Origin of the sequence: Dethiosulfatarculus sandiegensis (assembly GCF_000931935.2) — a bacterium.
GTDB classification, from domain to species: Bacteria; Desulfobacterota; Desulfarculia; order Desulfarculales; family Desulfarculaceae; genus Dethiosulfatarculus; species Dethiosulfatarculus sandiegensis.
Map to the genome: position 1 here is coordinate 41,455 of NZ_AZAC01000005.1, position 17,843 is coordinate 59,297.

At 50.8% G+C, this 17,843-nt stretch carries 14 protein-coding genes and 1 tRNA gene; 13 read left to right on the forward strand and 2 right to left on the reverse strand.

Annotation, left to right across the window (positions count from 1 at the left end; all coding sequences use genetic code 11):
• Position 1 precedes the first annotated feature (1 nt).
• The 9 genes from X474_RS05190 to X474_RS05230 all read left to right on the forward strand — a co-directional run bounded on the left by X474_RS05190 (position 2) and on the right by X474_RS05230 (position 7,362).
• Positions 2–2,272 carry a hypothetical protein gene (locus tag X474_RS05190; RefSeq protein WP_044347275.1) on the forward strand — a complete coding sequence of 757 codons (2,271 nt, stop codon included), beginning with the start codon at positions 2–4 and terminating at the stop codon, positions 2,270–2,272.
• Between the two features lie 10 nt (positions 2,273–2,282).
• Positions 2,283–3,632, forward strand: a complete 1,350-nt coding sequence (locus X474_RS05195) for a hypothetical protein (RefSeq protein WP_044347277.1) — start codon at positions 2,283–2,285, stop codon at positions 3,630–3,632.
• The gene (locus tag X474_RS05200; protein WP_156360635.1) at positions 3,629–4,189 is read left to right on the forward strand and encodes a hypothetical protein; all 561 of its coding nucleotides are present in this window, start codon (positions 3,629–3,631) and stop codon (positions 4,187–4,189) included. Before X474_RS05195 ends, X474_RS05200 begins: the two co-directional genes overlap by 4 nt.
• Positions 4,182–4,778 carry a glycoside hydrolase family 108 protein gene (locus X474_RS05205; RefSeq protein WP_052514886.1) on the forward strand — a complete coding sequence of 199 codons (597 nt, stop codon included), beginning with the start codon at positions 4,182–4,184 and terminating at the stop codon, positions 4,776–4,778. Before X474_RS05200 ends, X474_RS05205 begins: the two co-directional genes overlap by 8 nt.
• A 102-nt stretch (positions 4,779–4,880) precedes the next feature.
• Positions 4,881–5,102, forward strand: a complete 222-nt coding sequence (locus X474_RS05210) for a hypothetical protein (RefSeq protein ID WP_044347279.1) — start codon at positions 4,881–4,883, stop codon at positions 5,100–5,102.
• Positions 5,103–5,179: 77 nt separating this feature from the next.
• A complete protein-coding gene (locus X474_RS05215) occupies positions 5,180–5,671 on the forward strand; it encodes a hypothetical protein (protein ID WP_044347280.1) in 492 nt (163 codons plus the stop codon).
• Positions 5,672–5,674: 3 nt separating this feature from the next.
• On the forward strand, positions 5,675–5,893 hold the full coding sequence (locus X474_RS05220; protein WP_044347281.1) for a hypothetical protein: 219 nt from the start codon (positions 5,675–5,677) through the stop codon (positions 5,891–5,893).
• A gap of 13 nt (positions 5,894–5,906) precedes the next feature.
• Positions 5,907–6,455 (forward strand): C40 family peptidase, encoded by a 549-nt coding sequence (locus X474_RS05225; RefSeq protein ID WP_044347283.1) that lies wholly within the window; start codon positions 5,907–5,909, stop codon positions 6,453–6,455.
• A gap of 130 nt (positions 6,456–6,585) precedes the next feature.
• A complete protein-coding gene (locus tag X474_RS05230) occupies positions 6,586–7,362 on the forward strand; it encodes a DNA adenine methylase (RefSeq protein ID WP_044347285.1) in 777 nt (258 codons plus the stop codon).
• 474 nt (positions 7,363–7,836) lie between these two features.
• On the opposite strand, the gene X474_RS05235 is transcribed toward X474_RS05230, so the two are convergent.
• Positions 7,837–7,913 (reverse strand) — tRNA-Gly (locus X474_RS05235).
• Between the two features lie 237 nt (positions 7,914–8,150).
• Here X474_RS05235 and X474_RS05240 point away from each other — a divergent pair.
• From X474_RS05240 to X474_RS05250, 3 genes are all read left to right on the forward strand, one after another.
• The gene (locus tag X474_RS05240; protein WP_044347286.1) at positions 8,151–9,446 is read left to right on the forward strand and encodes an adenylosuccinate synthase; all 1,296 of its coding nucleotides are present in this window, start codon (positions 8,151–8,153) and stop codon (positions 9,444–9,446) included.
• 437 nt (positions 9,447–9,883) lie between these two features.
• On the forward strand, positions 9,884–11,878 hold the full coding sequence (locus X474_RS05245) for a sensor domain-containing diguanylate cyclase (protein ID WP_052514887.1): 1,995 nt from the start codon (positions 9,884–9,886) through the stop codon (positions 11,876–11,878).
• A 166-nt stretch (positions 11,879–12,044) separates the two neighbouring features.
• Positions 12,045–12,500: a hypothetical protein gene (locus X474_RS05250; RefSeq protein WP_044347288.1), complete on the forward strand. Its 456-nt coding sequence runs from the start codon at positions 12,045–12,047 to the stop codon at positions 12,498–12,500.
• Between the two features lie 273 nt (positions 12,501–12,773).
• On the opposite strand, the gene X474_RS05255 is transcribed toward X474_RS05250, so the two are convergent.
• Positions 12,774–15,074, reverse strand: coding sequence for a Tex family protein (locus X474_RS05255; protein WP_044347289.1), 2,301 nt, complete (start codon positions 15,072–15,074; stop codon positions 12,774–12,776).
• A 737-nt stretch (positions 15,075–15,811) separates the two neighbouring features.
• On the opposite strand from X474_RS05255, the gene X474_RS05265 reads away from it, so the two are divergent.
• Positions 15,812–17,782 carry a methyl-accepting chemotaxis protein gene (locus X474_RS05265; RefSeq protein WP_052514888.1) on the forward strand — a complete coding sequence of 657 codons (1,971 nt, stop codon included), beginning with the start codon at positions 15,812–15,814 and terminating at the stop codon, positions 17,780–17,782.
• Positions 17,783–17,843: the final 61 nt, after the last annotated feature.

Consider the following 17,843-nt stretch of genomic DNA (forward strand, 5'->3'; position numbering starts at 1 on the left):
CATGGAACGTCAGGTTATTTACAGAGACAGACAAGAACTACAAGCCGCAGACCTGAACAACGCCCAACTGTTTGCCGACGAATCTTTCCAGCACGTCATCACCGATGCGATCACAGCTGAAAAAATGTTTGTAGGGCTGAATATTACCAGCCCAGCCGCCACTGAAATAGAAATCGCCGCCGGACGGCTTTGGGATGGACCGGTGGGAAAGGTTTTCCGGAAAGACGAGGCGGAGCGTATTTCCATTTTTTCATACTTACCGGTCACCGATGAAAAATGGCTGGCTATCAGTGTAATCGGCCAGGAAGTGGAAACCGATATCCAGCCCCGTGATTTTGAGATCGATGCCGAAACCGGCCAGATGGAGCCACGCGCCGTGGCCATGGAATCCCGCAGCGAGGTTGTTAGCTTAATTACCCCCGGCATGGAAAGTCCGGACCCGCAAAAGCCGGAAGAGCCCACAAATTACACCCTGGTTGGTTATGTGCTCCTGAACTCAAGCGGAGTCCAGGAAATCGAAATGGCCGACAATAAAAAGCTTATGAGGCTTTTCGACACGCATCAGACTGTACTCGCGAATGCCGCATGGATAACAACCGCTGCCCCTAAGATAGCCAGCCTTATGACAGACATGAGCGCGTTGATGGCAAAGATTAATGCCGCGACATCCGGCAATATGATTGTCGCAATGGCAGGGGATATCGCAGCGATCAAAGAGACGTTAGCGCTGCCCAGCTCATACAATGCTTACGAGTCGGATGATTTTTTCCTTATTGACGAGTCCGACGAAACAGACCCAACTTATCACGCCCGCATTGACATGGGACTTCGTTTCCCCTGGGCCGGACTCACCGAGCAACAGCTTGCCCTGTTCAATCCCTACGAGGTATCCGTTGTCAATAAAAACGGACTGGTGCTTCCCGCATATGACCTTGAGGCCAGGCTTAAAACAACAGGTGGGGCCGGCAGCTTAAACATCAGCCAATATGCATACAAGACCAGCCAGCGCGTTCTTGGCACTCGTACACGTGTGCGTATCTACTACGGCGAAGGCAACAAATGGAAAAAATCGGGTGGGAAATGGGGGCATAATCTCACGCATAGGGTCGTTGACAGGGTGTTCCACGCTCCAGAGACACCGCCAACCACACCAAAAGGCGAACGCATACGTAAAGATGTTGTCGCTAAAATGTTGAAGGACGACGGGACATACACAACTTACATAAAATATACATGGATTGAGCCGTATTGGTATACGATCAATACAAAACACACGATCAATGGCTGCGAAATCGCACAGACCGTGCTGATCAGTCAATCAGGTTGGCTTGCTGAAATCGGGCTCTGGTTTAGTAAAGTTGGGGCTGACGGCGCTGTACACCTTGCAATTTGCGAATGCTCCGAAACAGGAGAACCCCTCCCGGAAAGGGCAATCGCAATGACTCAGGTGGAGGCCGCAAACCTTTCAACAGGCGAGGTTCCCTTCCGATTCCCCCAGCCCGTTTTCCTGGATGCGGGGAAACGATACTCACTGGTAATCGCAACGGGGGGTAATCATTCCGTTACTCTGGTTCAGGGCACCGAATATATACAAGGCACGCTTTTTAAGAGCACCGATGGCGACTACTATCAGCCTCACACAAATTACGACCTGAAACTGTCATTGTATTTCTGCCAATTCCGCGAAAACCGAGTCACTGTTGGACTGAACCCAATAAGTCTGGCTGAGGGCATCTGCGCCCTGGACCTCTTGGCCCCCTGGACCGAGCCTGCCTCCACCAGCCTAGTGCTTGAGTACCAGGCTGACGGGACCGGCACCTGGGTTCCGGTTGCGGGCAACACATCAGACGCCTTGCACAACCTCCCCGCGATGTGCAATTTACGGGCGACATTTGTCGGAACAAAGGACTTGATGCCCGGGCTCGAGTTGCCGGGTTCGCGCCTGCGCGCACAACGTCCGGACGTTGATTTCTTGCATTTGTCTACAATGCGGACCCTGTCCACCCCCAGCGCCGATATTGATGTAATCCTGCTCCTCGATGATTATGACCCGGCACATCACACTTGCGTTGTGAAGCTGATTGACGGGGAAACCGAATACACCGGCACTGTGACAACAACTGCGCTCGATGACCGGACAACACGTCATGTGACACATTTTTCGCCAAATGATCCTGCCGGGATCACAAATTACAAAATCAAAATTCAGGGCACAACAGACAGCGCATTGCTGCCGTATATCGTTTCACAACGTATGGACGTGGCTAAGTAGGAGCAATGCAATGCGTAGATTCGAGCAATACAGGATTAAAGACAGCGTTACCCCGCTTAGCGGTGCAACTTTCGGCCGCATATTTGGTGATATTGACGCACGGATACACGCACTCGAAGCACAAAAAATAACATGGGAACAAGCAGTAAGAGAAGTTCAAGAGTTTGGGCTTGAGCGGATCAACGGTGTGATTGAACCCGTTTTGAATACTGCCAATTCTAAATTCACTGATATTCAAACCGAGCTTGCTGCCCTACATGAAACACGGGCAGAGTTCGAGGCGTGGTGGGCTTCGCAAGGTGCAGATATCACGGCACTGCAAACCAGGGCAACGGAGCTCGAAGCCGACTTAGCCTCTTTAAACGGGGACTTGGACGGCGGTTGGGTGTGTAACTCCTGGGATGTCTTTTATGTGGGAACAGACCAGTTTTCCATAGCCGGTGACGTGGCCGGGCATTTTCCGGAAGACCGCATGGTGCGAGCCCAGTTAAGCACGGGCTATGTCCATGCCCCGGTTCTGGGGGCGTTTTATTCCGCAGGCATGGACCAAACCCTGGTTACCCTTAAGACTCCCGTGCTCAACAACACCATAAGCCAGGTGAACCTGGGCATATTGACGCCTGGGGAGGGAAGCGCGCTTCCCGGGGATGTGGCCAGGGTGGAGCCGGGATATATGACCCTTTGGGCGGATTACAACGATTCGTCATCCGTTACCGTGAGTCCAGGAAAGGTGATGATTAACGGCAGGTTGTACCTCGTTGACACCCCGATTAATCACACTGTCGGCCCGAGTGGGGACAACTGGTATTGGATTATGGCGGCAGCGCCTAGCTCGGGCAGTGCGTTGACCGCCAGCGAGATCACCAGCACCACTACGGTGCCAACCTATGATGGGGCAAAGGATGGCTGGTATTCGGCGGATGGACTGAAACGATGCATTGGTTTTGTGCTTGCTCAGGCTGGGGCGCTTAGGCCTTCATCCTTACAAAGATCCATATTAAGTATGGAGAGTACCGTAGTAGTTTACAGCACGTCTTCCTGGCCATCAGTTGATACATTGGTTACTGTTGGCCCACCTCTTAAGACTACAAATCAAATAGGGATATATATCCGTAATAACACGGGAGCCCTAGAAAATTGCAACCGTGTATTTATCGGCAATGGTATCGCCCCGTATTCGAATTCGGGCGATGGTTTTGGCCTAATTATCGGCGATTCCGGCATCACGGATAACACGTATCAAGCCGAAGCCTTGCGAATAACAAACAGTAGTGGGCAAATCTGGACAAAGAGTGACTACGGTCAGCAGGGCTCTCTCTATATCAAATGTGTTCATCTACCGGGAGGGTTTGGACGATGAAGTATGTTGTTGATCTGGCGACAAATAAAGTCGTCGAGTCTGCATTCTCGGGTACAGATTTAAGTAGATTTGGTGATGGGTTTATCGTGCTTGATTTAGTTTTACAGCATCCATTTGATGATTACACATACAACCAAATAACCGGTGAACTGGAGCACACGCCACCTCCTGAGCCCACTCCAGCCGAGGCCCTGGCCCTGGCCAAGCGGGCCAAACACCGCGAGCTTAAGCGCAATGTGCAGAGGTTTATTCGCTTTAAGCCCGACGGTTCTACCCGCTATGACACAGACCTTAAGCTGAACCTTATGGATTACATAAATGAGCGAAAAGAGGCGGGTTTAAGCCCGGCTCCGGCTGATGCGGTGCGGGCTTGGATAAAGGCGGTGCAAGGGGAGTATCGGGATCTGAGCGTTACATTGCAGGCGGCTTTGAACCAGGCCGGGATTGAGGCGGTGGACATAAGCCTTGAGCGGTTGGAGGGGCTTTTTGGGGCGCAAGGGGTGCGCGCGCCTGACCCGGATATCTACACCCGTGATCTGTGGGGGCATGATGGATAAAAGGCTACTGCCCTTCAGGCAACAATATTACGGGGCATTTCTGCCCGCAGTTAACTTCGTGCTTGATCATGAGGGTTGGGGCAAAGAGTCTGACCACCCCGCCGATCCGGGCGGTCGAACCAGATTTGGCATAAGCGCCAGGCACCATGGTCGGGTGCCCTTAACCCTGCCCCGAGCCCTGGAAATCTATTTCCAGGACTACTGGCTGCCTATAAAAGGCGAATCATTACCGCCCCTTTTGGATCTTGCCTTGTTCGATTCAGCCGTGCTTTGCGGAGTGCGAAAGTCAGTTCAATGGCTTCAACTTGAGCTTAATGACCTGCTATCCCCAGACCAAAAGCTTGAAGCTGATGGAATCATAGGCCCCAAGACCATGCAAGGCATTGATGCCGTCACCGGCATTTTAGGGTCCGAAAAACTGTTGTGCATGTCTTGCCGATTTCGTTACCTGGTGTCCGGCCTGATTTGGCGCAGGCAAGCCTACCACGCCAAGCGCGTTGCCCTCCGGCCGGATCAGGCCAAATGGGGCCACGGCTGGTCGCGCAGATGCGCGGCTTTGGTCAAAAAAGTTTGGAATGGGATAGGATGAATTAGCGAAAAAATGGAACGCACTTAAAGATAAAAAACGATAATTTTATTATACACTATTATCGTTTTTTCGCCATAAAATTAACTATTGGAGGCAAGCAAAATGCAAGAAAAAAAGGAACAAAAACCGGGTTACAAAACCACAGAGTTTTGGGTGACACTCGCTACATGCCTTACCGGAATCGGCGTGGCATGCGGCATTTTGGGACAAGGCGAGGCCGACACCCTGGTCTCAAGCGTGGAGCGTATAGCAGGGGGCCTAATCGCTGCAATCCCGGCCGTCGGCTACTCACTGAGTAGGGCCAAAGCCAAGTCCGGCTCCTAGATTAGTGGATCTCATGAGCCGGGCGGGTGGCCGCATTTGAGCCACCCGCCATTTAAAACCAAGCCAGGAGGCCTTAAATGATCAGAAAGCCGTTTCTCCTAGCCCTTATTACCGTAATGGCAATCGCTTCCGGCTGCGCCAGTAAAGAAGAAAAGTTGGCATACTATCAGGCAAATATTGAAGCTGCCAAGCATCAAAAGCCACTCCTCCTTTTAGAGGCTAAAGAAGGCCAAGATATCCAACTAAAAGGGGTCAAATCTCTCGTTGTATATGCCCCCAGGTCGGGTGGAATAACCCAATACCGGGACGAAGCCGCAGCCTTGGCCCGTGAAGGTTTGGGAATCGCTGGCACAGTAGCCGGAATTTACTTTGGTGGGCAGGTCGCGGTTGCCCTAGCCGATACAGTAGGAAAACACTCCGGAAAAAACTATTCATTTACAAATAGTTTCAACCCAAGCGCCCCCGGCAGTTCAACTGGCTACCAGCCCAACAATTCAGGTGATTTAAGAAATCAACCCGTTCAACAACCAAAAGTTATCCCGCCTGTCGTAGTTTCCGAAGGGGAGTAAGTCATGAAAAAGATGTCGGTAAATGATTTTTTGCAGATAACAGTTGATCATTTCAATAACTCTCATCCCTGCCCCTGCGATGTCGAGGTCACGCTGGATGACGGCCAAAAAATCGAAACTAGAACCCGTAAAAAGGCCCACTTGCTAGGCGGCCACACCCCCGTCATTTGGCTTGATGGGATATCCGGTTGCTACCGGCTGGATAGGGTCCGCCCAATCTAATTTGGAGTGAATAATGGTAATTACACTGGAGGCAAAAAGCGGCCGCGATTACGGTCCGGGCTGGTTAATGTTCACCTACCGCCCTGGGTTTCTGAGCCACAACATAGCCACAGCCACGGCTGAAAAACAGCACGACGCAGGCAACCTGGTGGCCACCCACACGGGTTGGATCACAACTGATTTTAAGGTGGCCGAGGCCCTGGGCCATGGATTCACCTTGACCCCCATAGAGGACTACCTTAGGCCCATGCGCAATGTTTTCGCCTGGTTCAAAATGCCTTTCGGAATGACTGATACAGCCACCAAGGCCATGACCGATTTGGCAAACGATTGGCAAGGCCGCGACTACGATTTCGAGGGAGTCGGCGGTTTTGTGCTGCCGATACTAGGCCAAGACGAAAGCGCATTATTCTGCAGCGAAGCCACGGTCAAGGCGCTTCTGGCGGTTGAACACCTAATGAGCCGCCCGTTGCCGCCGGTCTTTCACACCCGGCCGCCCCACAAGTGGAGCCCCTACGACCTGGAAGCCTGCGATGCGTTATATAGACCGCTTGCCGCATAAGGTGAGCAGGCGGGGAAGCTGCAACTCCCCCGCTAACCAGGCTGCACACACAGCCAGGCCACGGCCTAAACCGCTGCTCATATCGCGCATAAAATATAGCGGTTTGGACCGATAGAGGCAAACATACGACATGCAAAACAAGAGTTTATTACGTGGATGGCTAGGCGGAAAATACCGCCTGGCCAAACACATCATCACCAGCCTCCCCGAACATAATTGCTACGTTGAACCGTTTTGTGGTGCGGCCTGGGTTCTATTTACAAAGGAAGAAAGCAAGGTTGAAGTACTAAATGATCTCAACTTGGATGTCATCAATCTATATAGAGTCGTTCAACACCATCTTGAAGAATTTATACGTCAATTCAAATGGATACTGGTCCATAGAGATGAGTTCAGCCGCTTGATGCGCGTTCCACCTGATACGCTCACAGATATCCATAGAGCAGTCAGATTCTTCTATCTTCAACGCAATGGCTTCGGCGGCAAAGTTCCGGAAGCCGGATCATCCTTCGGATACGCAACAACAAGAGCCCCAAAGCTGAATTTATTAAGGCTAGAAGAAGAGTTAAGCGCCGCACATCTCAGACTCTCCGGTGTCTATCTTGAACATTTGCCGTATTCGGATGTGATCAGAAGATACGACAAACCCTGGACTGTTTTTTATATCGATCCTCCCTACTGGAATTGTGAGGACTATTACGGCAAAGGGCTATTTGGCAAAGACGACTTCCTTGCTCTGGCATCTCAACTATCCGTAATTAAAGGTAAATTCATTATGAGTATCAACGATGTACCTGAAATCAGGGAGACATTCAAAGAGTTTGCATTTGAAGAAGTTACGCTATCGTATTCTGTAGACAAAAAAAATTCCTGTAAAGCCAATGAGTTACTTATTTCGAATGTATAGCATTAGGAAAGACTAAATGCACAATGAAAGACAAAGAAACCAAGCCGTACAAGATAGTTGAAGATCACTCTCGTCCCTGTGGGCAATCGTATTACATGCTGGTTTGCCCTTTTTGTGGTGCAAAAATCCAAGCATATAAGTGGTCATTAGCTGGATCTGGGAAAAAATGTAGCTGCGGTGCTTATTTTGATTCTCGCAGAGCAGCTAAGTACTGATAATATCATGGATAAATTTACATGATATTATTAAACCTGAAATACCGGGTGTAACATCAAAGAAGACGGAGGCATAATTCTCAAATTAAATGGCACGAATTCTCATTTCGCGTGGCCGCTTACAACGATGCGGTTGTTTGGCAGAGCGGCTTGGGGGAGTTAGGCGCTGAATTGGTCCCCATAAAATCCTGGGACAAAACAGGATAAATAATATTAGGGGATTGCCGTTAGACAAGCCCCTAATATTATTTTTAAATTTTGGAGCGGGAGACGGGATTCGAACCCGCGACCCTCAGCTTGGAAGGCTGACGCTCTAGCCAACTGAGCTACTCCCGCATACAAATCGGCAGTATATCACGGGCCAATTGACCTGGCAAATTCCGGAAGCGCATTTTCCTAAAACAGGCCTGTTTTGGTCTCGGATGTTAGAATAGGATTCATAAAAAGATCTGGCCTGACCGGTCAACTTTATCAAAAGCAAAGACCACGTTGACACATCCATTCCGGTCAAGTAGTGTACATAGGGTTTGTCTCAAGACGTGTGTTTCTTTTTAATCTGGAGGGTTTTAGCCCATGGCGTGCGTAGTGATAGTCGGAAGCCAGTGGGGCGACGAAGGCAAGGGTAAAATCGTGGATCTGCTCACAGAGCAGGCCCGTGGCATCGTCCGCTTCCAGGGAGGCAATAACGCCGGTCATACTCTGGTGGTGGATGGGGAAAAATTTATCCTCCATCTGATCCCCTCCGGTATCCTGCATGAAAATAAAACCTGCTACATTGGAAACGGTGTAGTGGTTGACCCGGCGGTTTTGCTGGAAGAGTTGGATAACCTGGCCAAAAGGGGAATCCAAGTCGGGCCTGATAAATTGCGGCTCAGTGAGCGTGCACACCTGATAATGCCCTATCACATGGCTCTGGACATGGCCAGGGAGGCCGCCAAGGGCGGTCAGGCCATAGGTACAACCGGCCGGGGAATTGGACCTTGTTATGAAGACAAGGCCGCCCGTTCGGGTATCAGGGTCATTGACCTCACCGATCCCGACACCCTCAAGGCAAAGATAGAGGCGGCTCTGGTCGAAAAGAATTTCCTTTTGGAAAAACACTATGGTCAAGAGCCTATTGACGCCCAGACTGTAACCGATCAGTACCTGGCCATGGCAGAACGACTAAAGCCCTATATCACAGACGTGGCCCTGGAGCTGGACCAGCTCTGGCAAAAGGGAGAATCGCTTCTGTTCGAGGGGGCCCAGGGCGTACACCTGGATATCGACCACGGCACCTATCCCTTTGTGACCTCATCCAACCCTTCACCTGGTGCGGTTTCCACCGGAGCGGGAGTCGGGTCCAACAAGCTTACCGGTGTCTTAGGCGTGGTCAAGGCCTACACCACCAGGGTGGGCGGCGGCCCCTTCCCCACTGAGCTGGAAGATGAAGACGGCCGCTACATGCAGAAGGTTGGAGCTGAATTCGGGGCCACCACAGGCCGTCCCCGCCGCACAGGCTGGCTTGACAGCGTGGTGGTGAGCCAGGCCGTGCGCCTCTGCGGCATGACCGGCCTTTGCCTCACCAAGCTGGACGTGCTCACCGGCCTTAAGACCATTAAGATCTGCGTGGGCTACCAGGCTCCGGACGGCAGCGTACTGAAATCAATGCCCGCTTCCCTGGATCTTTTGGGTGAGTGCAAGCCGATTTACGAGGAAATGGAAGGCTGGGAAGAGGACATCACCAATGTCCGTAAATACGAAGACCTTCCCCAGGCCTGCCGCAATTATCTGGAAAAGGTCAGCCAAACCTGCGGAGCCCCCCTCAGTGTAGTGAGCGTGGGCCCGGCCAGGGATGCCACCATTATTCTGGATGATCCTTTTGCCTGATGACTAATGAAGGGGCTGATCAGATCAGCCCCTTCCCACACACCCCTTGCCAAGCGCCCTTAACAAGTTCAACAGATCAAAACCAAAATAAGCGCCTTAAGCCAAAGTTCCTCAAAGCCTTCTTGTATTAAAAAATAACTTGGCCCCAGTTTATTTACAGACAGTTATTTTTTTCTTTTCAAGGCCTGGCTTTTAGCCTTATCCTCTCTATCTTGACCCGTCACCATTTTTGTTTTTCAAACACAGCCCATTTTGTTCCCCTGCAAAGGGCCAGGGTTTAGGCTTTGCTTACCTATGCTAATTACTTTACCCTTTTATGAAGAGTTTTATATAAGGTTACGGCGTTTACTCTCCCGACCCATCAGGGGGCCCAGGCAACGGGTCTCCTGGATGTGCCTGCCGGTCAACAGCATGCTGGAAAAGGCTAATCTGACCTTATGCGAGAAACTTTTTATCTTATAAACTTTGCCCTGGTAACGGGTTGCAGCCTGCTTTTGGTCAGCCGTCTTAGCCAAAGCAACCCCAAAAAGCCAACCAGCAGAGCCTTGCTGAGATGGCTTATGGGGTGGGTTGCCTGGGCGTTTTTTGACCTGATGGTGACCCACGCAAGCTTGAACTATAGCCAGGAAACAACTTTCCTGGTCTACAGGGTGCTCTGTTTCTCCTTTGTGCTTATCCCCGGGTTGGGCAGTGAATTGATGCTGGCCCTGATGCGGCCACCAACCCCAAAAGACCGGCTTTCGCTTTACGCTCCCCTGGTTTTGCTCTATATTTCCCAATTTTTCATGCCGGATCTGGTCGGGGCCCGAAACTACGCTATTTTCCTGGGCTCAGAGCAATCGCCGGGAATGTGGAATCTGGCCTTTTTCTTGTTTACATTTTGCTATGTAGCCTTGCTCATACCCAAGCTGATTATCAGCACCATCAAAGAAGAAAACCCGAAGACTCGCCAGGAAAAGCTTCTCATGCTCATAAGCGGTTTTTTTGTGGTGATCAGTATTGGGACAAGCCACTGGCTGACAGCCAGCTATGGGCTAAAGTGGCCTCTCTTTGGCAATACAAGCTGCATTGCCATAAGCCTGGCAGCCTATTGGATTATAAGCCAATCCGGAAGCCTCTTTCCCTCCCGCTCAGGTATGGAAAGCATTTTCGAAAAAACTCCCAGTGGTTTTGCAACCTTGCAGCATGGGCGGGTGATGTGGGCCAATCCGGGAATGGCGGAGATGCTGGGCCTTTCAGGGGTTGAGGAGCTAACACACCGCCAGATAACCAATTTTTTGCATGATTCATCAAACAAGGAAAATAAAACCGGTGTTCACCAGGCAATCTGGGAAAATCAGGAGTTCCTTGAGCAGGTAAACCTCTCCCAATCTACGGACAAGCCGATCACCTGCCTGGCCCAAACTGTCCTCATAGATGAAAAAAACCAGGCAAAGGGCGTTTTTCTGGGGTTGACCGACTTAGACAGGATAAACGACCTGCAAAACAGGCTTAGCCGCTCAGAATCACGCTACCGGGCGCTTATTGAGCAGGCCTGGGAATTGATCCTGGTAATACAAAATGAAAAGGTGGTTTTTGCCAACTCGGCAGCCCTTGAATTTTATGAAGGAACGCCGGGAAAAAACAAACCGGTCAACCTGCACCAAATGATCCACCCCGACCATCTGGAATCCACAGAAGAATACATTGAACACATATCAGAGGGGCAGAAGCAGCCGGGTATATTGAGGGTGAAACTGATTAACCTGAAAAACGAATCAATCTGGACCGATATGGTTGCCAGAGCAGTGGATTGGGAAGGCGGCCCGGCCCTACAGGTAGTCTTCAGGAATGTCAGCGACCGAATAAAACTTGAGCAGAAACTGGAGAAACTCGCGGCCACCGATCCCTTGACCGGGGTGGACAATCGCCGCACCCTGCATGAAAAGGGTCAGAACGAACTTATCCGCTGCCGCAGGTATGGATCTTCCATGGCGGTTATGATGATAGATGTTGACCACTTTAAAAAAATTAATGACACCATGGGGCATTTTGTAGGAGACGAAGTACTGAAGGCCCTGGTTAAGCATTGTCTTTACACCCTGCGCACAACCGATTTTTTCGGAAGGCTTGGGGGCGAGGAATTTGTAGGTGTATTAACTGAGTCGGATATCTCCCAGGCGCGCCCAGTGGCCGAGAGGTTAAGGGAATCACTTGGGCAATTAAAGGTGCCCGCCGAGCCACACCCGGTCAGTTTCACTGTCAGTATTGGCTTGACTGCCAATGAATTCGGTGACGCCTTTTTTGAAGAGATCGTGCACAGGGCGGACCAAGCCATGTATCTGGCTAAAAGCCGGGGGCGAAACCAAGTGGCTGAACTTGAAGCCGATCGGGAAGATCAAGACACAGGAACAGCCCCCCCAAACCAAGCCTCGCAAAAGCCAAAAGAGTGAGGCTCTTTTTTTAAAAAATCAGCTGAAATATTGATGCGAATATTTTCCTTAAATGCCAATAGTTCAACACGGCAGGCTCTTTGTTTTCAGTTTGATAATAATAAGACATTTTCTAATGGTGGACATAAGGCGGCTGCCAACCACAACATGCGGGAGGGAAAAAATCATGCAACGAAAAGCTCTCACCATTTTCCTGGCTTTTTTTATTTGTATTTTGGTCGGTTACTCGGCCCATGCCAAGACCAAGCCGCCATATTACCAAAAAGTCGAGGCGTTTTTCGAGATCCTGGAAAAAGGCGAGGTTGAAAAAGCGGTGGACTATATCTACCAGGATAATCCCTGGGTCAAAAAAAAACCCGACCAGATACAGGAAGTAAGGGGAAGGCTGGTTGGCGCATCCAAATATGTCGGTAAATACCTGGGCCACAGCTTTTTGCAGGAAAAGCGGGTGGCAGGCAGGTTTGTTCAGATCACCTACATGGTTTTGTATGACCGCCAGCCCGCTGTTTTTTCTTTTCGCTTTTACCGGCCAAAACAAAATTGGCGCACCCAGGGTTTTTCTTTTAACTTCGATCTGTATGAGATGGTCAGCGAGGAAGTTGAAAAAACTCTCTTCAAATAAGCGGAACAAACACCCCTGCCCACTGGTTCAGAGGGCGGAGGCTCTTTTGTTAGGGCCGTTAACAACAAACCTGCAAGCGAGCCATGAGAACACCCTGAAAAACCAAAATTTACGTGGTGTTTAAAAATGACGGCCAGCCGGATTGCGAGGCTCTCCCGAGATGAGCAGCCAAGCCGATTGGGAACCCCTTAGGTTCAGACGCATCTGACAAAGGCGGAAAAACAAACAGAAAAACCTCTGCCCCCTGGTTCAGGGGCAGAGGTTTTTTATTCTTTAGTTTCCGGTTAATTTGCTTAACTGGCGGGCAAAGGCATCGTTAAACACCTTGGGCTGGGGCTTTGCTCCCTTGGGCCTGGCTTTTTTGCCCCCACCCCCCCTTGGCGGCCTTTTTCCCTGGCCTTGAGGGGAGGCATCCTGGGGCTTGCCCTTGTCTTTTTCCGGCCTGGCGCTGCGCATGGAAAGAGATATACGGTTTCTCTTTTGATCCACTTCCAGCACAGTTACCATTACCTTTTGCTGGACCTTGACCACCTGTCTGGGGTCTGAGACAAAACTGTCTGCCAACTCGCTTACATGGACCAGACCGTCCCTGTGCACCCCAATATCCACAAAAGCCCCGAAATTGGTCACATTGGTAACCACACCGGGCAGACGCATACCGGTCTCAAGGTCTTCGGGCTTTTCCACACCCTCGGCAAAGGAAAACTCTTCAAATCCCTGACGCGGGTCACGGCCCGGTTTTTCCAGCTCGGTCAAGATATCGTTGATGGTGGGCAGCCCCACTTCTTCAGTAACATATCTGGAAGGATCTATATTTTTACGCAAGCTCTGGCTTTTAAGCAGATCCACAACCTGGCACTCAAGATCCCCGGCAATTTTCTCCACCAAAGGATAAGACTCCGGGTGCACAGCCGAGGCATCCAGGGGATTTTCCCCGTTTCTGATCCTGAGAAAACCGGCTGCCTGTTGAAAGGCCTTGGGCCCCAGACGAGGCACCTTCATGAGGTCCCGTCGGGTGGAGAAAGGTCCGTTTTCCTGGCGGGTGTTAACTATATTTTTGGCCAATGCCGGTCCCAGACCGGATACATGGCTTAAAAGCTCCGGGCTGGCTGTATTTACTTCAACCCCAACAGCGTTCACACAGCTTACAACCACATCATCCAAACTGCGCTTTAAATCCCCCTGGTCCACATCGTGCTGATACTGGCCCACGCCAATTGCCTTGGGATCAATCTTCACCAATTCGGCCAAGGGGTCCAAAAGCCTGCGGCCAATGGAAACCGCGCCCCTTACACTTACGTCCAGGTCCGGGAATTCCCTTCTGGCTACATCAGAGGCGGAATAAACACTTGCCCCGGATTCACTGACCACGTAAACCGGGCGGCGGGGATTCAGCTCAAGGCTCTTGCAAAGGGCCTCGCACTCGCGACTGGCAGTACCGTTGCCCACAGCCAGGACCTCAATGCGATACTCTTCGCAAAGACTGGTCAACTTTTGACGCGCATCTTCCCTGTTTTTGGCGGACAAAATATTTATCAAATCATGGTGTAAGAGAGCGCCCTGCCGGTCCATGCAGGCCACTTTACAGCCGGTGCGATAACCCGGATCCAGGGCAAGCACCCTTTTAAGACCCAGGGGAGCAGCCAACAGCAGTTGACGCAGGTTTTCGGCGAATACCTTAACCGCCTCTTTTTCCGCCTTTTTCTTGGTCAAAAGACGCATCTCCGTCTCCATGGCCGGACACAAAAGGCGTTTGTAGGAATCCACCAGGGCCTTTTCCACCTGTTCGGAATCCAGGCCCGGTCCCTTAAGAAACAACCTGCCCAAAAGGGCAAGGGCTTCTTCCTGGTCCGGGGCAATGCGGAAGAGCAAAAAGCCTTCCTTTTCCCCCCTGCGCATGGCCAGCACCCTATGGCTGGGCGCAGACTTGGCAGGCTCGCTCCAGTCGAAATAATCTTTGTATTTTGCGCCCTCTTCTTCCTGACCAGTGCCTACCTTACAGGTGATCAACGCCTTTTTCTCAAACAGCTCCCGCATGTGGGCCCTGGCTTCCGAATCTTCGTTGATCCATTCGGCAATAATATCCCTGGCCCCGGCCAAGGCGTCTTCCGGATTTTCCACTTCCTTTTCCGGATCAACAAACTCCAGGGCTTTGGTCAGGGGATCTGCTTGGTTGTTTTGCGCAAACACTGTCTCGGCCAGGGGCTCGAGCCCCTTTTCCCTGGCTTGCATGGCCCGGGTGCGGCGTTTTGGACGGAAAGGCAGGTAAACGTCCTCCAAGGTGGCCATGGTTTCAGCCGCCTCGACCTTGCTTTCAAGCTCCGGAGTAAGCAACTCTCGCTCAGTCAGGGACTTGATGATGGCGCTGCGCCTCTCATCCATATCCTTAAGCTGGCCCAGGCGATCTCTTATGGCCACAATGGCCACTTCGTCTAAAGCGCCGGTTGCTTCCTTTCTGTAACGGGCGATAAAGGGCACCGTGCTTCCGTTTTCCAAAAGTTCAGCCGTGGCTGAGACTTGCTTCAGTCCCAGTTCGAGCTCCTGAGCCACCTTAGCAATATTTCGGTCTTTCATAAGCAAACAGCTTTCATCCTGTCAATAAGGACGCGCCTTCCACCTTTCATGGCAATTGGTAACAGATCAAAAGGGCGCTGACAGTAAAAATCCTTTGGCGCCTGCCAACAGGACCAGGGCGGTGTCTATTAAGGCACCTTTAATTCAAAAAATCCCGGCCGCCAGCCCCCTGAACAACGCAAGAGCAGCGTTTTCTAAGGATCTGCAAATCAAAAGGAAAGTCCAACCATTGGTTTTCCAATACGCCCCTGAGCGGGCAGTCCGCCCAAGGCTCAGATTCAAAAAAACGGGCCAGATCCTGCCGATGGAACAGTCCGCTTGAGCCTTTCTACCCCAGTAAGCCAAGCAGTGCAAGATTAAGCAGGCCCCAGCCTGGGCAGAAAACACGGTTTCAGGAATATTTGTGACTCTCCGAAGGGCTCTCTTTGCCCTAAAAACCCAGAAAATTTATCTAGTTATAAAGTATTATTTCTTCCCATTCTCTAAAAATGAATTTCCCCAAAAGACAAGCAGACAACACCACAGGTGAATATATTTTCGCTAAATTGCAAAATAAAATTCCCAAAAAAGCACTAAAAAATGTGGTTTAATTAAATACTATTTATAGTTAATCGCAATTAATATCTTGTGATCTTCTACCTATCAAGAGAGTTTGAACCCTACTCAACCGCCTTGCCTTGAGGTATATTTTCGGCAGCTTAATCCCATGTTGCATAGAGTGACGAAAGGATCCACCAATGAAAACCAATCTAAAACTCGGCACCAAAATAGCAGGCAGTTTCGCCCTTTTGATCCTCGTATTTCTGGGGATAAGCGGTGTGACAGTCTACTATTTGAATCAGATAAAAGACGAATCCCAAAAGCTTGCCGAGTATTATCTGCCCAGTATGAGTCGGGCCATAGAAGTAGAGAACAATCTGCAGGAAGCATTTTTAGCCATCCGTAATTACACCTTTACTATGGACTCTAAATACCTGGTGCAAGGCAATGCAGCCCTGGACAAAACCGAGAAAAGCCTGAAAACGGCCCAGGATAGCTTTTCCCGATTTGCCAGGCTTAATGAGCTGCAAAGCAACGGCAAAAAAGCGGCGGCCGCACTGGCTGATTTCAAAAAGCTTCTCCTTGAAACCAAATCCAGCAACCAGGCCATAGCCAAGGGCCGTAAAGATCAGGATATAGCCCAAAAGGTCTTTGTAGCTAAGTGCCTGGAATACAGAAACCTGCAAATATCCGAGTTACATAAGCTTATTGCTTCATTGGCCAATGAAGAGTCCATGCTGGCGCGCCTGAGTAAAATAACCACCCTAAACGATATGATAGACCAGGCCAACGCAGCCAGGGTGGCCAGCTATCGCGCCCAATCGTTACGCGACCCCCAGCTTATGCAGGAGGTGCTTGCATCTTTTGACGGCCTGATAAATATGGACCAGCTTCTGCTTTCCCAGGCCAATGGTCGAAATGAAGAACAATTGGTAAAAAGCATGATCAAAGGCCTTAATCAGTACATTGCCGCAGTGAAAGTTGTGGTAAAAGGCCTTGAGGACATTCAACAACAGGACCAAGCCCGTGTGCCTCTGGAAGCAAGGCTTCTGAACCTGGCCAGATACGGCAGCACTCAAGGGATACAAAAAGCTGCCAAAATGGCTCATAATTCAGACAACTCCCTGGAATCCATAAATAATATGGCCTGGATCAGTCTGGCTTGTCTTTTGATCTTTGCCGTACTTTTGACCACTGCCATCACTCTGGCCGTGACCAAGCCTATTCAAAGGGTTATAAACGGACTGAACAACGGATCGGACGAGGTCGCCCAGGCTGCGTACCAGGTCAGCGAAGCCAGCCAAACCCTGGCAGAGGGCTCGGGCCAGCAGGCTGCATCTTTGGAAGAGACCGCGGCTTCCCTTGAAGAAATGGCTTCCATGACCAAACAAAACGCCGACCACGCAGAACAGGCTGACCTGATGATGAAGGAAGCCGGTAAAGTAGTGGATCAGGCTATCCAATCCATGGGACAGCTAAAGACAGCCATGGACACAATCGACACAGCCAGCAGCGAAACCTCTAAAATTATAAAAACTATTGATGAGATATCTTTCCAAACCAACCTTCTCGCCTTAAACGCCGCAGTAGAGGCGGCCAGGGCCGGAGAAGCCGGAGCCGGATTCGCGGTGGTGGCAGACGAGGTCCGCAACCTGGCCATGCGGGCGGCGGAGGCTGCCAGAAACACGGCCACTTTAATCGACGAGAACCTCACCAACATTGCCCAGGGCGCCGAGCTGGTTAAAAAGACAGATAAAGTACTGGCTGGAGTTGAACATCACGCCGGCAGTGTGGGAGGCCTCATCAGCGAAATTTCAGCGGCCAGCCAGGAACAGGCCCAAGGTATTGACCAGGTGAACCGGGCCACAACTGAGATGGATAAAGTCACCCAGCAGAATTCCTCCGGCGCAGAAGAATCAGCAGCTGCCGCAGAACAGATGCGCTCCCAGGCCGACGACCTGAAAATGCTGATCCTGGATCTGGAAAACCTGGTAAAGGGCGGGAAAAACGCCTCGCAGAAATTCTCTCAGCCAAAGGCCGAAAAACCTGTCGTGCCGGCCCGGGCAAAGATAATAAAAGGACAAACGCAGAAACAAACCGCACTCCCTGAAAAAACCGGGACCTCCCTGCCTCTGGATGATGATGAATTCTTCGCAGATTCCGAGTAAGGATTGCCAAGGACAAGAAGGAAGGTGGTCCAAGCCTGACTTAAACTTATAGGGAAGGCAA

Bases quoted from the DNA above. Each gene is read 5' to 3' on its own strand.
- X474_RS05220 (WP_044347281.1), top strand. From the start codon at position 5,675: ATGAAAAAGATGTCGGTAAATGATTTTTTGCAGATAACAGTTGATCAT.
- X474_RS05250 (WP_044347288.1), top strand. From the start codon at position 12,045: ATGCAACGAAAAGCTCTCACCATTTTCCTGGCTTTTTTTATTTGTATT.
- X474_RS05240 (WP_044347286.1), top strand. From the start codon at position 8,151: ATGGCGTGCGTAGTGATAGTCGGAAGCCAGTGGGGCGACGAAGGCAAG.
- X474_RS05225 (WP_044347283.1), top strand. From the start codon at position 5,907: ATGGTAATTACACTGGAGGCAAAAAGCGGCCGCGATTACGGTCCGGGC.
- X474_RS05245 (WP_052514887.1), top strand. From the start codon at position 9,884: ATGCGAGAAACTTTTTATCTTATAAACTTTGCCCTGGTAACGGGTTGC.
- X474_RS05205 (WP_052514886.1), top strand. From the start codon at position 4,182: ATGGATAAAAGGCTACTGCCCTTCAGGCAACAATATTACGGGGCATTT.
- X474_RS05215 (WP_044347280.1), top strand. From the start codon at position 5,180: ATGATCAGAAAGCCGTTTCTCCTAGCCCTTATTACCGTAATGGCAATC.
- X474_RS05230 (WP_044347285.1), top strand. From the start codon at position 6,586: ATGCAAAACAAGAGTTTATTACGTGGATGGCTAGGCGGAAAATACCGC.
- X474_RS05190 (WP_044347275.1), top strand. From the start codon at position 2: ATGGAACGTCAGGTTATTTACAGAGACAGACAAGAACTACAAGCCGCA.
- X474_RS05200 (WP_156360635.1), top strand. From the start codon at position 3,629: ATGAAGTATGTTGTTGATCTGGCGACAAATAAAGTCGTCGAGTCTGCA.
- X474_RS05265 (WP_052514888.1), top strand. From the start codon at position 15,812: ATGAAAACCAATCTAAAACTCGGCACCAAAATAGCAGGCAGTTTCGCC.
- X474_RS05255 (WP_044347289.1), bottom strand. From the start codon at position 15,074: ATGAAAGACCGAAATATTGCTAAGGTGGCTCAGGAGCTCGAACTGGGA.
- X474_RS05210 (WP_044347279.1), top strand. From the start codon at position 4,881: ATGCAAGAAAAAAAGGAACAAAAACCGGGTTACAAAACCACAGAGTTT.
- X474_RS05195 (WP_044347277.1), top strand. From the start codon at position 2,283: ATGCGTAGATTCGAGCAATACAGGATTAAAGACAGCGTTACCCCGCTT.